Source organism: Streptomyces sp. NBC_01142, assembly GCF_026341125.1.
Taxonomy (GTDB): domain Bacteria; phylum Actinomycetota; class Actinomycetes; order Streptomycetales; family Streptomycetaceae; genus Streptomyces.
Window position 1 is genome coordinate 3,689,450 of record NZ_JAPEOR010000001.1, and the last position, 14,572, is coordinate 3,704,021.

Here is a 14,572-nt window from a genome sequence, read left to right on the forward strand (position 1 = left end):
TTCACCCCGCCTTCTCGGCGTGACCGCCGAACTCGCCGCGCATCGCGGACAGCAGCTTGTCGGTGAACTCGCCCAGCCCGCGCGATTCGTACCGCTGCGTCAGCGCAGAGGTGATGACCGGGGCGGGCACGCTCTCGTCGACCGCCGCCAGGACAGTCCAGCGGCCTTCCCCCGAGTCCGAGACGCGGCCGGTGAACGTGTCGAGCTCGGGCGAGCGCGCCAGCGCGTCGGCGACCAGGTCGACAAGCCATGAACTGATGACCGAGCCCCGGCGCCACACCTCGGCGACCTCGGCGACGTCGATCTCGTACTGGTAGGCCTCCGGCTCGCGCAGCGGAGCGGTCTCGGCGTCGACGGCCCTGCGGCGCAGGCCCGCGTCCGCGTGCTTGATGATGCTGAGCCCCTCGGAAACGGCGGCCATCATCCCGTACTCGACTCCGTTGTGCACCATCTTCACGAAGTGGCCCGCGCCGCTCGGGCCGCAGTGCAGATAGCCCTCGGGCGCGGTCCCGTCGGCGCGGGTCCTGCCCGGGGTGGGCTCGACGCTCCCGGCGCCTGGAGCAATGGTGCGGAAGATCGGGTTCAGCCGTGTGACCGCGTCGTCCTCGCCGCCGATCATCAGGCAGTAGCCCCTTTCGAGGCCCCAGACGCCGCCCGAGGTCCCGCAGTCGACGTAGTGGATTCCGCGGGGAGCGAGCTGCTTCGCCCGGGCGATGTCGTCCCGGTAGTACGAGTTGCCGCCGTCGACGACGGTGTCATCGGGGTCCAGCAGCGTGGCCAGCTGGTCCAGTGTCGGCTGCACCACCCCGGCGGGGAGCATCAGCCAGGCGTTCCTGGGTTTTTCCAGCTTGTCGACGAAGTCATGGAGCGAGGTGGCGGCCGTCGCCCCCTCCTTCTCCAGCTCCTGCAGGGCCTCCCGGTCGAGGTCGTAGACGACGCATCGGTGGCCGTCACGCATCAGCCGGCGCACGAGATTGGCGCCCATCCGGCCGAGCCCGATCATGCCGAGCTGCATGGGTGTGTCAGTGGTCATGTCCGGCTTCCCGTTCTTCAGAGCGCGGTAGTGACGGATGAGGGCGTTGGCGGGCGGCTCGTGGCCGAGGTCCGGCTCATGTACTCGCCTCCTGCCGGGACTCCACCAGCTCCCGTGCGATCTCGGCCACCCGCTGCGGGGTGAACCCGAACTTCGTGAGCAGTTGTTTCAGGGGAGCCGAGGCACCGTAGGTGTGCATGCCGACGAGAGCGCCCCCGTCTCCCACGTAGCGGTCCCAGCCGAACGTCGATGCCTGCTCGATGCCGACCCGTGCGGTCACCGCCGGTGGCAGGACCTGGTCGCGGTACTCCCGCGGCTGACGGTCGAACAGTTCCCAGCACGGCATGCTGACCACCCGGGCCCCGATGCCGTCGGCTGCGAGTTCGTCCCGGGCGGCCAGCGCCAGGGACACTTCGGATCCGGTGGCGAGCAGGATCACCTGTGGCTCGCCGGAGGGCGGGTCCGCCAGCACATAGGCACCGTGTGCGACACCCGAGGCGGCGGCCAGCCGCGTTCGGTCGAGTGTGGGCAGCGCCTGGCGGGAGAGGACCAGTGCCGCCGGCTCGTGGCGCAGGCCGGCGACCAACCGCCAGGTCTCGACGACTTCGCCCGCGTCGCCGGGGCGGAACACCAGCAGTCCCGGCATCGCGCGAAGGCCTGCAAGCTGTTCGACCGGCTGGTGGGTGGGTCCGTCCTCGCCGACGCCGATGGAGTCGTGCGTGAAGATGTGGACGACCGGGATCTCCATCAGCGCGGACAGCCGGATGGCTGCCTTGGCGTAGTCGGAGAAGATGAGGAATCCCGACCAGTACGGCCGCAACTTGGTCAGGGCCATACCGTTGGCGACGGCCGCCGCGGCGTGCTCCCGGATGCCGAGGTGGAGGTTGCGCCCGGACGGGCTCTCCGGCTGGAAGTCTCCCGCGCCGTCGAAGGTGAGATGGGTCTTGGTCGACGGCGCGAGGTCGGCGGAGCCGCCGAGGAGCCAGGGAATGCTCTGCGCGAGGGCGTTGAGCACCTGGGCCGAGGAGTCCCTGGTGGCCAGACCCTTGGGGTCGGCGGGGAAGTCGGGAAGCTTGCTGTCCCATCCCTCCGGGAGTTCACGTCGCTGCATGCGTTCCAGCTCGTCGGCGAGTTCGGGCCAGGCGGCACGGTATGCGTCGAACCGTTTCTCCCAGGCGGTGCGCAGTTGTGCACCACGCGCACCGATGCCCTGGCCGAACCAGTCACGGACCTCCTCGGGAATCCAGAACTGCTCGTCCTCGGGCATGCCGAGGAAGCGCTTGGTCGCCCGGACGCCGTCCGGTCCGAACGGTGCTCCGTGGGCCTTCGGTGAGTCCTCGACGGGTGAGCCGTAGCCGATGTGGCTGTGGACCAGGACCAGGGTGGGGCGCTCGGTCTCGGCCAGGAAGGTGTGGAAGGCGCGGGCGACGGCGTCGAGGTCGTTGGCGTCGGCGACGGTGGTCACGTTCCAGCCGTACGCGAGGAACCGGGCGGCGACGTCCTCGGTGAAGGCGATGCTGGTGTGGCCCTCGATGGTGACTCGGTTCGAGTCGTAGATCCAGCACAGGTTGGACAGCCGTTGATGCCCTGCGAGCGAGGCGGCCTCCGAGGCGACGCCCTCCATCATGCAGCCGTCCCCGGCGAGCGCGTACACGTCGAAGTCGAAGAGGGGGAAGTCATCCCGGTTGTACCGCGCGGCGAGCCACCTGCCGGCCATCGCCATCCCGACGGAGTCCGCCACCCCCTGGCCGAGCGGCCCGGTCGTGGCCTCGACACCGCTCGTCCAGCGGTACTCGGGGTGACCGGGGCAGCGGGAGCCGAGCTGACGGAACGACTTCAGGTCGTCGAGCGTCACCGCCGGCCGTCCCAGTACCTCGTAGTCCGGGTCGACGGCACGGACGCCGGTCAGATGGAGCAGGGACCACAGCAGCGTCGAGGCGTGCCCCTCGGAGAGCACGAAGCGGTCGCGGTTGGGCCAGATCGGGTCCTGGGGATCGAACCGCAGGAACCGCTGCCACAGGGTGTAGGCGACGGGCGCGATCCCCATGGGCGTGCCCGGGTGGCCGGACTGGGCCTTCTGGACAGCGTCCATGCAGAGACCGCGGATGGTGTTCACCGACAGCGTGTCCAGGTCGGTCATGCGCGTTCCCCCTTCACAGTGGGCTCAGGTCGGTCCGTCGCCCGGCGCGCCGGGTGACGGCAGTCCGGCGTTGGGTGGGCCGCGCAGCGTTGGCGATCCTGCTCGGAGGATGCCGGGAGCGCCCGCTGCGATGCCTCACCCGCGACGGTTGACATGCGTCAGGCGTGCGGAACGACGGCGACGGGACAGCGAGCGTGGTGGATCACCGCGTGGGTGACCGAACCGATGTGCGCGCCCGATGCCGCCCTGCGCCGGCCGACGACAACAAGTCCCGCATCGGACGCGGCCTCGACGAGGTGGCCGGCCGCCCGCCCGGGAGCGGCCTCCTCGGACACCTTCACACCCGGGAACCTCTCCCGATAGGGGTGCACCGCGCCCGACAGCGCCGACTCCCGCTCCGCCTTGGTCCCCGGGTCGGGGCCGCCGTGCCCGGCAGCCGCGGCATGGCGGTGAAGGCCCGGAAAGTGCCAGGTGTGCACGATGTGCAACGGGACGGCGTGTCGTGCCGCGAAGCCGAACGCGAAGTCGAGAAGTTCGTCCTTCACATCGCGTACGTCCAGACCGAGGACCACTTTTCGGCGTCCATCGCCACCGGGGGCGCCGGCGCTTGCCTCACGCTCGCCGTAATCCGGCCGTACGAGCACCACCGGGTGCTTCGCCTCCGCCACGACCTCCTGTCCCACCGAGCCGACGATGAAGCCGCCGACGGTGCCGAGTCCTGGCGACCCCAGGACGAGCAGGTCCGCGCCGGAGCCTGCGGCCAGCAGCGCCCTGGCTGGGGCGTCCTCGACCTCCTCCGTGGCCATGGCGACCCCCGACTGGCGCGCCCGGACGCGCTCCTCCATCGCGCCCAGCAGACTCTGCTCCCGGTCGGTCCGGGTCTCGCGGGACGGCTTCACGGCCTGGAGCTGGTGCTCCTGCCACTGCGAGGCGTTCACCAGCCGGAGGCCGGTGCCGCGCGCCGCAGCCTCGTCCGCGGCCCAGTCCACTGCCGCCAGGCTCTCGTCGGAGTCGTCCACTCCCACAACGACGGGTCGGGACATGCTGCTCTCCTTGCCTCGGGCTCTTGCGGGGGCCGTCACGAGGGCCGTCACGAGGGCCGTCACGGGCATCCGCGTAAGCGGGCGCCTGATCAAGAAATTACCCATACATCGGAAATGCCGCGATTCAGGGCATCGCGGACAGTGGGCTGTGCCCTCCGCGGGCGGCAGGCACCGGTGGTCCGTGCGCGGCCGGCCGGCCCGGTCCCGTACGGACGAGGCCGGAGTCCCCGCCCCGGACGGGAGGGAGTCCCGCGGGATCCCGATGAGCATCTCAGAGCACTCGTCCGCAAGCGGCTTCGATGGAGGTGCTCCTGACCTGCCAGAACGAGGGCTCGCGGCTCAGCGTTCTTCGCCTCGTTGGTTGGGACGTGGTGCGCGCGCATGAGAGGTCCTGCCAGGCGGTCGGCCGGTCCGTCGGCGGCTGGGTTCGAGTTCCCGTACGGCGCCCCCGGTTGAGGGTGGAGTCGCGGCACCCTCTGTGTCGTCCGCCATCAGAACGTCAGTGGGATCTGCCACTTGATGTGAGTTGTTCTGCATGGGGCCGTCAGTAGACAGAGATGCCTTACTCGGAGTCCATGATGCGGCGGTTGTACTGGACGTCGTCGGCGAGGGCTGCGGTGTCGTCGCATGGTGGCGAGGAATCCGGGGTCGATCAATCCGGCGACCGTGGATCCTTTGCCATCGGTGCGGAGGACCTTGCAGCCGCGGCACGCCTCGTAGAGCACGCGGGCGTCGGCCTCACCCAGGATGTCGCGCTGACGGCCGGTGGTGGGAACCCGCGCGACGTCCGGCCTCGCCGGTCTTCTACGCCGTCCGCTCCGCCGGGGTCAGGGTCCGTGGTGAACGCCCGGTACGGCGTCCGCTCCGGAACGGTCCCGGCGGGCGCCCACCTCTCGGCGAGGAGGTCGGGCACGAGCGTCCCGGCCGTCGTGCCACCTCCGTCCGTCACCGCGCGTCGGGCACGGACCACCGGGGAACTTTCGGCGCCGGGGGAGACGGCTGCCGCACGAAGCCCTCTAGCGTGGAGCACCGGGCTTCCTGCACGCTCTCTCGTCTCGGCGAGAGCCGGTCGTGGTGTGTTTGCGTTCAGTCGGCTGTGGGCCGCCACTGGTCGGCCTCCCGGGCTGCCGCGCGTGCGCCGAGGAGTCCGACGGTGAGGGAAACCGCAGCACACGCTGTGATGCCGACTCCAAGAACCGTCCAGGATACGGAGCCCTCCTGTACCAGGGCGATGAAGAACACCGAGTGCCATGCGGTCACGGCCCCGGTGACCACGGTGGAGATGAGCAGAGGGACGGTCAGGTGCCATGCGGTCACGGACCGGAACACCCGGCGGTGGCCGGTCAGGACGGAGAGCGGGGCGAGAGCGTGGCGGATCCGGACGAACTCGGCCGCCGCGCTCACCGCACCGGCCATGAGAATGAACAGGATGCCGGTTACTCCGAACAGCTGGATCCAGTTCGGCAGGCGAGACCGCGAGGACCCCAGCCAGTTTCCGCCCAAAGCCTCGACCTGCACCGAAGGATTGGGAAGCGTGTACGCGGCCTGCTTCACCGCAGAGAGGTGCCCCGGTGCGGGGGTTACGACGAGGAGGGACTGTGTGCCGTCCGGCTTCACGCTTAGCCGGGGGGCCTGTGTGAACCTGAGATCGCCGTACCAGCGGCGCATCTCTTCCACCTTGGCCGACTGGGCACTGCTCCCCGCCGCTGCTCCCGTGTCACCGCCACAGGTCACGTGCAGTGCACGCAGGTCGCGACAGGATCCTCTGATGGTCACCCAGGGGTCTCTGGACCCGCCCGGATCGTGAAAGGTACGGCTCAGCAGTATCGAACCGGACGGGAGGGACGAGCGGAACCGGTCCGTCTGCGACGCGGTCATAGTGCCGGCGGTCACCTCGATCACCGTGTCCTTGATGCGCTGGTGCGTGGCGACTGCTGCGTGCGAATGCACTCCGAGCCTGCTGGTCCACACCTGCATCTGGGCGACGATCCCGATACCGATCACCATGGCCAGAGCGAGGCGAACGATCACGCCGGGATGCGCGTGCGTCCACCGTCCGCCGATCATGCGGCCCGCATGTCCTCGGCGCCTTCCGTTGTCGGCGAGCCAGGAGCCCAAGTGGCGGGTGAGGAGAGCCACGACGGAGGACAGAAAGGCCCACATCACGACGGTCCCGCAGGTGAACACGACGAGTTGTGCCTTCCGGGGCACGTACTGGCTCGTCAGGACCAGTGCGACGCCGACACCACAGACGACCAGGCGCCACGCGGGAACACGGGAGGTGAAGGAGGCGGGGCGGGTGGACGTGCCGTCCCGGGTAATGCGGTGTGTGCCCACCACGATGCCCAGCACGACCAACAGAGATACCGCCGCCGATGCCATGGCGGTCGGCCATGCCGCCCACACATCACGGTGGTCGAGGATGTATCCGGTAGGCACAAGGCGGGTGTCCCGTACGGAGGCAACGGCATACGGGACGAAAGCGGTGAGGGTCCCCAGTACTGCGGGGATCGCGGCTTCACCGACGTTGACGATCATCCGGTGCCGCCATGTCCCCCCCAGGGCTTGCAGCAGGCTGCTGCGCCCGTCACGGGTGCGGGAGCCGACCCGCGCGGCGACCACAGTCAGGGCGAGGGCGGGCAGTCCGGTCAGCGCCCACAGAGCAAGGACGGGGGAGGTCACAGGCGGCTGGTCGGCCATCTCTCCCGTCGCTCCGCCGCCGCTTCCGAAGGCGGACACCTCCATCCACCTGGAATCGTCCTTCGGTGGCGTGTCCTCCACCCGGACATATGCGATCCGCTCAGAGGGAGTGACCAACCCGTCGGTGGTGATGGTTCCGGCGAACCGTCCGTACCGCTTCAGGATTCCCTCTCCGCGTCCGGTCCTGACGAGTTCGGGAGAGAGGAGGACCTCGCCCGGGTCCGGCCAGCGGGCAACACCGGCAGGAAGAGGAGCCTCGGGTGTGAGGGGGTGGACGAACACGACGGATACGGGCCTGGTGCCGACAGAGTCGATTCCCTCCCGGTACAGCAGCGCGGCGTCCTTGCTGAAAGTGATCACCGGCCCTCTGGCGTCCGCTCTGGTCTCACGGCCGTGATACGTCGCAACAGTGGCCACGGTCGCCAGGGTGACGAAGGCGACTGCGGCCGCGGCGCCGAACAGACCCCACCAGCGCAGGCGGTCGCCGGGAGTGGAGCGGCCCGCGGCGAGACCGATCCTGAACAACTTTCCCGCGGTTCGGACCCTTTCCTTCATCAGAGGGCTCCTGATTCGGCCAGGATCCCGCCGAGGAGCTCGTGTTGGCGGTCGGCTCGACCGGCCACCGTCAGGTCGTGCGTGACCAACAGCAGTGCGCAGCCCCGGTCACGGGCGGTCGTGAAGAGCAGACGGGCGACTCCCTCTTTGGCGTCGGGGTCGAGGGCGCCGGTGGGCTCGTCGGCGAGGAGGACGTCGGGCTCGGTGATCAGGGCGCGGGCGACGGCAGTGCGCTGGCGTTCGCCGCCGGAGAGCATGCCGGTGGGGGTGGAGCCGGCGGGGACGCCGAGCTCGTCGAGGAGTTCCTCCGCACGTCGGTAGGCGTCCTGGTGGCGGCCTCCGTCGAGCAGGACCGGCAGAGCGACGTTCTCCACCGGACTGAGTTCAGGGAGGAGTTCACCGAACTGGAACACCATGCCCAGAGTCTTCCGACGTACCTGCGCAAGCTGCGCGGACCCGAGCCCGGTGATCTCCCGGCCCCCGGCGGTGACGGTGCCTGCCTGCGGTTTGATCAGGCCGAGGATGCACATGAGCAGCGTCGACTTGCCGGACCCGCTGGGGCCGGTCACCGCGACCGACTCGCTGGGGGCCACGGACAGCTCCACACTGTCGAGGAGAGTTCGCCCCTCGACCCGATAGCAGAGGCCGCTCACGCGGAGCCCCGGCGAATCGCTTTGTTTCACAGAATTTTGCCTCGTGTCAGAGAAATGGGGACGCCGCGCCGGCCCAGGACGGGTCGGCGCGGCAAAGTAGCCGTGGAGAGCAGGCTTACGGGATGACCCAGCCCGAGCAGTCGTCCGGCGACCCGTAGTTCTCGTCGCACGCCTTGAACTTGTAGATTCTGGACCCGTCGCCGGAGTAGGACTTGGTCCCCGGGCCGCTGTGGTTCCACAGGGTCCGCTTCGTCTCCGAACTGGACGTCCGGTAGTACTCGGCCTTCGCCGGGTCCCCGTCACTGCTGTTGTCCTTGACGGCTATCTTCCCACTGTCACCGCCGTCAGCCGGAGACCAGGCATGGGCGCCGCCGCCGTAGGCGTCAGCGGCAACGGCAGTGGCCGTAGGAACCGCGAGCGCCACGGTGAGCAGCGCGGCAGCGACGAACTTCGTCCTCGTCATTCGTGTGCACTCCTTCAGATGATGATGTCGAAAGGGACACGGGCACAGCAGAGAGGCATCGGAGGCGTGGCCGCCGGTCGGTGCACAGCTCTGCTCTGGTGCGTCTCAGCCAGGGCCCCAGCGTGACGTGGCGATCACCGTAGGCAAGCGAGGTGCATGCAGCAAGAGTTGGTTTATCAGGGGCTCAAAACCGACCACGGTGAACCAACCCCGCCTTTTGACCGGCGTGGTGTGCCCAAGCGCTGCATATGCCGCTGGTGACTGCTGGGGCTCCGGGAAGGGAGGGAAAAACACCGACTCAATTCTCAGCGAAGGTCCGACCTGAATTCGATCTTCGGAATCAGGGCTTCCGTGTCGGCCAGCGAAACCGCCTCGCGCACCGGGCCAATCTGCGCCCGGAGCGATGCTTCCGCGTAGCGGCGGCGTCAGGTCACGGACGCAGTGGTCCACATCGGACGCGAGTGCCGCACGGCGGAAAGCGCCGGCAGGTGACGGCCCTCGATGCCGTTCAAGGCAGACTCACCTGCCAGGACCTGTCCCGCCACGATGGTCATGGCAGTCAGGCGGGAACATGGCCCGGGTCCGGGCACACATCACTTCGGGTGCCGGTCCTTCGTGGATGCGCTCGTGGGGTAGGGCGGAGGGTGGTCGCATCCGGTGGGGATGCACCCCTCGAGCGCGCCGCGCTGGAACGCGGTGGTGTCCGGTCGCTGTTTCATGGCGGAGCCACGACACCAGGGCAGTTCCCGGTGCGCCCGGGAATCAGCGTTACTCAGGAGAGTGTCACTGCCGACGTTTCCTCGGCAACGGTCTCATGGACGGAATTGAACCAACGGCGCTTTAGGAGTTCGATCCGCGGAGTGAGTGTGCTGCTCGTATTCGTGCTCTGAGGCGGTCGCCGGCCCATCTTTGACCACCAGGATCTGTGAATGTCCGAGGCTGGTGATGTTGACCTGCCATGTCGGTAGTGGCTGCTCGCGAGGTGGCTGACGGCATTCTCGCCGGGTGTGCGTGCATGTGAACATGCGCAGCCCACCTCTCCAGGACGACGGTGGAACGGTTCAGCAGCCGCTCGCGTCACCTTGTCTGGGGCACGGCGGAGGTGCCCCGAGGCAGAGGGGAGAGCGGGTGGGTGCGGGCGGGTTCGCCAAGTGGGTACGGCGCTTCGAGGACGAACGCGAGCGCAGGCGTGCCCAGGACGATCCGAACTGGGACCAGGGCGCAACCCTGCATCCGGCTGTGTGGGCAGGCATCCAGCGCTTCCAGGTGGGAGAGGACGGTGACGGTGCCAACCTCGTCACCAAGGCGGACGAGGCCGGGGACCGCGACTACGCGCGGGCGGTCCGGCTCTTCGTCGCCGAGGAACAGAACCACGCCCGTCTACTCGCCCGGCTGCTGGCCGCGGGCGGCATGCCGACGTTGACCAGCCACTGGAGCGACACAGTTTTCGTGCGGTTGCGGCGCCTCATGGGCCTGCGTATGGAGCTGCTGGTGCTGATGATCGCTGAGGTGGTGGCGCTCCGCTACTACCGGGCCTTGCGCGACGGCACAGACGACTCGCTCACTTCGGACGTGGCGGGCCGAATCCTGGCTGACGAGCAGTGCCACGTGCCATTCCACTGCGAACGATTGCACGCCTCCTTCGCGGAGCTGCCCCGCCTACTGCGCCGTCCGGTGATGGGTATCTGGCGGCTCCTCCTGTTCGCTGTGTCCCTCGCCGTCGCAGCGGACCACGGTCGGGGACTGCACAGGTTGGGCGTCGGGCGCCTGAGTTTCGTGGCCGACGTCATGGCTTCCTCCGACGCGGTGGCCTCGGTGGTGCTGGTGCCTGGCCGGCCCTCGGAGGCGCGCTGACGCGGCCGATCCGCTGGGAGCTGATCGCCCAGCAGTAGGACCGGATGGTCAAGTACGCCACCGCGCTCCGCACGATCTTCGCGTGCGATTACCTGGCCAGCCCCGGCTTTCGCCGGGAGATCCACGGCGGGCTCCGGGTCGTGGAGAACGGGAACTCGGCGAACACCGTGCTGCACTACGGCAAGGACGGCGCTCGGGCCGGCCCGGACAAGGAGCACGCCGAGACGTCGATGCTCGCACTGCATCTGCTCCAGTCCGCGCTCGTGTACGTCAAAACGCTGCTGCTTCAGCAGGTCCTCGCCGAACCAGCCTGGGCGAAGAAACTCACAGACGAGGACCGGCGTGGGCTGACCGCGCTGTTCTGGTCGAACAGCAACTCGTACGGCACCATCCGACTGGAGATGGACAAGCAGCCCGGCCTGGTACTGCCGGCCGCCGTACCTTGCTCCCGGAGCGCCGGAGCGCCGGAGCGCCGGAGCGCCGGAGCGCCGGAGCGCCGGAGCGCCGGAGCGCCGGAGCGCCGGAGCGCCGGAGCGCCGGAGCGCCGGAGCGCCGGAGCGCCGGGGCCCGGACAGGTTCGGCCTCCCGCGCGTGATCCTGCGGGAGGCCGTAGAACCGTCCGGCTGCGGCTACGCAGCGGTCCGTGTCCAGGATTCGGGGTCGAGCCCCGCACCCGCCTCAACTGCTGGGCCGGGTCGACGGTGCATTGCTGATAACGTGCCGTCCTGATCACGAGACTTGTACATACCGTCCACCGGGGGAGACGGCTGAGTTGCCTCATCGCCCATGCATTGAGAGGGCTTGAATGAGGATCGGGAAGAAGGTCACGGTCGCGCTGCTGGCGGGCGCGCTGGTCGGCACAGTGTCGGGCTGCAGCTCCGGCAGCCCCAAGGACGACGCGCCCGGGACTGCGGCCAAGAAACCCACCGACGTCGCCCTGACGAGCGAGATCACGCCTCCCCCTGGCTTCGCGAGCGAGAAGGGATGGGAGGTCAGGGCCGACTGGATGCCCGAAGGACAGCCCTTCCCCTACGCAGTCTCGGCCAAGGGCGACACCATCGCTTACCTGGACAAGACCACGCAGGGCTACGTGCTGAAGGTCCGCGAGGCGATGTCCGGCCGTCTGCTGTCGACGAGCAAGCCCTGGAAGGCACCGGAGCTCACCGAGGAACAGACCGAGGACCCGTCCGGACTGCTGACGGTCCCTCGCGTATCCCTCATTACAGGCGGCGAGCGCGAGTACTTCGCGGTATGGGCGTACGGCAAGAAGAGCAAGGACCAGCTGCACAACACCAAGGAGGTCATCTCCGCGGCCTTCTACCCGGCCGACGCATCCGGGGACATCGGCCCGTCCGGCACCGCGGATGTCGGGGCGTCGGCCGAGGACTCCGCCACCGACGTCAACGTGTTCCCGGGAGCAGGGGGGCTGGTGGTCATCCCGAGGTCCGAAGACGCCGTGCTGCTGTCGCCCGAAGGCAAGGTCACCCACGGCATCGCCAAGGTGAAGCTCGGGGGGAAGCCCTCTGACCTGGACATCAACATAGCCATCCCGAGCCCGGACGGCCTCGTGACCAACGGCAAACTGGAGCAGGGCGGCAGTGCCTCCGGCGGCTTCGGCATCGACGGCGGCTGGCACAGCACAACGGTGATTCCGCCCGGTGCCAGCGCGGTGCTCAAGGGGGAATCTGCCAGTACAGGCCCCTGGGAGACGCCCAACGGCCGGATCAACAGCGCTACGGGCAACCACCTGATCGCCGGCTGGTACACCACCGCGGACAGCCCGATGTCCGCCGTACACGATCTGGCGACCGGCAAGCTCCGGGCGACTGCCTCGTGCGAGATCCACGGCACCCCGTATGACCTGCGCGCGCCTGAGCAGGCCGATCCGTACGAGACTCCGGCGTCCCTGTCGCCCAACGGCCAGTACCTGGTCAAGGACCGCAGCGTCTTCAACCTGAAGACGGGTAAGGGCCATTGCATCGGAGGTGGGGAAGACGCCAAGAGGATCACCCTCATCTCCGTCGGCGACGACGGCACGGCCTACGGTCTGACCGAACGCTCGGGCCCCGAGGGGAACATGCCCGTCTCCGTTTCCGCCGAGACCGGGGCCGCGGAACCGCTGCCGGTGGCGACTACGACGCCGGACGCCGTTGCCAAGGGCGCGGGCGTGTTCATCACCTACGGCAGTCAGTACATACGCCTGATCGTTCTCAACGCTCGGAACTGAGTGCCGAATCAAGAGCAGTTCCGTGTGTCCGAGTGCCGGCAACGACGGCGGGCTCAAGTGGTCAGTGACCACGAACCCGCAGGTGGGCACTGTCGACAACTAGCGTTGGGAGAAGGCTCCGGCCGACAGCTTCCGACGTATGCTCATCGGCTACGCGCGGGTCTCGACCGCCGACCAGAACCCCGACGCCGCTCCGCCCGGCTCGGCGCAGTCGGCCAGCTGCCGCGGCCGTCCGCGGTACTGCTGCGCGACACGGCCGCCCGGCTGACGCGGGCGACGCTGCGTTCCATGACGCAGGTGCTCGGCTGGACCGCGCCCGGTGACCGGGTGACCGCGACGGAGAGCGAGAGCCACTGATGCCGGACTGGACGTATCACCCGCTGCGTGGCTCGGCCGCTGCCGTCCTCGGCCGGCGCCGTTCGCAGCGAACCGCACTGCGGCTGCTGGCCTCGATCGGCTCCCGTCCCGCCGGCGCGCGGCTGATCGCCCTGGGGTTCGGCCACCGTCATCCGCCAAAGCGGCTCGCCGGCGAGATCGCCGGCGTGCCCGTGACCGTCCGCCTTGGCATATCCGTCCCGCCCTCGCTGGCCCGCGAAGCGGTACGCGCCATGCCCTCCCTCGGGGCTGGTGTCGTCGAGGTGGCGCCCGTCTCGGCGGCCGACGCGGAGACCGTACGCGAGGCCGCTGCCGGCCGCTCGATCCCGCTGGTTGTCCGCGCCTGCGACCCGGAGGCCGAGGCCGCCCTCAAGCCCCATGTCGACGGGTTCACCAGCAGCGGCGACCCGCATGTGGTCCATGTGTCAGACCCGTCGGTCACCGCCGCGGCCGCCGTGCTCGAGGAGCCAGGCGCTGTCGTGCTAGCCCGGCCCGGGGTGCTCGTCGCGTCCGGACCCGGCTGGTTCTCGCGGGTCACCGAGGCAGCCACGCCCACCGCGCCCGCTCCGGTGCTACGGGATGTCGGCCGCGATCCCCGCCGCTGGCCCGCCTGGTGGTGGGCGCTGCTGGTCGGGCTCGGTATGACGGGCGCCGGACTCGGCGCCGCTGCGATCACGCTCGGGCCGGTGCTGCTCTGGTACGACCGTGACTACCTCGGCATGACGCTGCACGAACTGCATGCCGCCAACCACCACCTCGTGCACTTCCTCCAGCACGACCGGATCACCATGGCCGGCACGATGGTAGCGATCGGCGCCCTCTACACCGGCCTCGCCGTGGGCGGGATCAGACGCGGCTGGCCCTGGGCCCGCGAGGTGTATCTGCTCTCGGGGGCGATTGGCTTCCCCACCTTGTTCTACTTCCTGGCCACCGGCTTCGTGGAACCCCTGCACACGGCCACCACCATCGTGTTGTTCCCGATGTTCGTGGCCGCGGTCCGTCGGATCCCGCACGCACCGCGGTGGCGCCTGGCGCCCGAGGGGCCAGAGCCGGAGCGCCGACGGGCGCTGGTAGGCCAGCTGCTGCTGATCGTCACAGGAGCGGGGCTGTTTGTCGGCGGAGCGGTGATCTCGGTGGTCGGCCTGACCGGTGTCTTCGTGCCGACCGACCTGGCTTTCCTAGGCACCAGCACGCAGATGCTGGAAACCGTGAATCCCCGGCTTGTGCCGTTCGTTGCCCACGACCGCGCGGGGTTCGGCGGTGCCCTGATGGCCGCCGCGGTGGCCATCATTCTGCTCAGCGCGTGGGGCTGGCGGCGGGGTGAGGCCTGGGTGTTCTGGACCCTGGCCGCGGCGGCGGCCGCCGGCTTCCTGCCGGCTGCCGTGGTGCACGGCGCGATCCACTACACGGACTTCATCCACCTCGCGCCGGTCTACTTCGGCATCGCCATGACCGGCACCGGCCTGCTGCTCGCGCGTGGGTACCTCTGCGCCAAGGCGTCGGCGAGGCCGAAGGACTGACGGGCCGCC

12 protein-coding genes are annotated in these 14,572 nt (G+C 69.3%); 5 read left to right on the plus strand and 7 right to left on the minus strand.

Annotated features, from left to right (window positions below; translation table 11 throughout):
• Position 1: 1 nt before the first annotated feature.
• The 7 genes from gnd to OG883_RS16595 form a co-directional block, all read right to left on the minus strand.
• Positions 2-1,015, minus strand: a complete 1,014-nt coding sequence (gnd, locus tag OG883_RS16565; protein ID WP_266541623.1) for a phosphogluconate dehydrogenase (NAD(+)-dependent, decarboxylating) — start codon at positions 1,013-1,015, stop codon at positions 2-4.
• A 94-nt stretch (positions 1,016-1,109) separates the two neighbouring features.
• The gene (gene tkt, locus OG883_RS16570) at positions 1,110-3,173 is read right to left on the minus strand and encodes a transketolase (RefSeq protein ID WP_266540775.1); all 2,064 of its coding nucleotides are present in this window, start codon (positions 3,171-3,173) and stop codon (positions 1,110-1,112) included.
• Between the two features lie 158 nt (positions 3,174-3,331).
• Positions 3,332-4,216, minus strand: coding sequence for a universal stress protein (locus OG883_RS16575; protein WP_266540778.1), 885 nt, complete (start codon positions 4,214-4,216; stop codon positions 3,332-3,334).
• A gap of 1,086 nt (positions 4,217-5,302) precedes the next feature.
• Entirely contained in the window at positions 5,303-7,471 is a 2,169-nt protein-coding gene (locus tag OG883_RS16580; protein ID WP_266540781.1) for a permease, read from the minus strand.
• Complete coding sequence (locus OG883_RS16585) at positions 7,471-8,154, minus strand: ABC transporter ATP-binding protein (RefSeq protein WP_266540784.1); 684 nt, start codon at positions 8,152-8,154, stop codon at positions 7,471-7,473. Before OG883_RS16585 ends, OG883_RS16580 begins: the two co-directional genes overlap by 1 nt.
• 85 nt (positions 8,155-8,239) lie before the next feature.
• The gene (locus OG883_RS16590) at positions 8,240-8,587 is read right to left on the minus strand and encodes a hypothetical protein (RefSeq protein WP_266540787.1); all 348 of its coding nucleotides are present in this window, start codon (positions 8,585-8,587) and stop codon (positions 8,240-8,242) included.
• A gap of 593 nt (positions 8,588-9,180) precedes the next feature.
• Complete coding sequence (locus OG883_RS16595; protein ID WP_266540788.1) at positions 9,181-9,306, minus strand: hypothetical protein; 126 nt, start codon at positions 9,304-9,306, stop codon at positions 9,181-9,183.
• A gap of 409 nt (positions 9,307-9,715) precedes the next feature.
• Here OG883_RS16595 and OG883_RS16600 point away from each other — a divergent pair, with 409 nt between their 5' ends.
• The 5 genes from OG883_RS16600 (at position 9,716) to OG883_RS16620 (ending at position 14,563) form a co-directional block, all read left to right on the plus strand.
• Positions 9,716-10,441 (plus strand): ferritin-like domain-containing protein, encoded by a 726-nt coding sequence (locus tag OG883_RS16600; protein ID WP_266540791.1) that lies wholly within the window; start codon positions 9,716-9,718, stop codon positions 10,439-10,441.
• A 44-nt stretch (positions 10,442-10,485) separates the two neighbouring features.
• The gene (locus OG883_RS16605; RefSeq protein WP_266540793.1) at positions 10,486-11,154 is read left to right on the plus strand and encodes a Tn3 family transposase; all 669 of its coding nucleotides are present in this window, start codon (positions 10,486-10,488) and stop codon (positions 11,152-11,154) included.
• Positions 11,155-11,246: 92 nt separating this feature from the next.
• On the plus strand, positions 11,247-12,668 hold the full coding sequence (locus OG883_RS16610; protein ID WP_266540796.1) for a hypothetical protein: 1,422 nt from the start codon (positions 11,247-11,249) through the stop codon (positions 12,666-12,668).
• A gap of 105 nt (positions 12,669-12,773) precedes the next feature.
• On the plus strand, positions 12,774-13,025 hold the full coding sequence (locus OG883_RS16615; RefSeq protein ID WP_266540798.1) for a hypothetical protein: 252 nt from the start codon (positions 12,774-12,776) through the stop codon (positions 13,023-13,025).
• The gene (locus OG883_RS16620) at positions 13,025-14,563 is read left to right on the plus strand and encodes a hypothetical protein (RefSeq protein WP_266540801.1); all 1,539 of its coding nucleotides are present in this window, start codon (positions 13,025-13,027) and stop codon (positions 14,561-14,563) included. Before OG883_RS16615 ends, OG883_RS16620 begins: the two co-directional genes overlap by 1 nt.
• Positions 14,564-14,572: the final 9 nt, after the last annotated feature.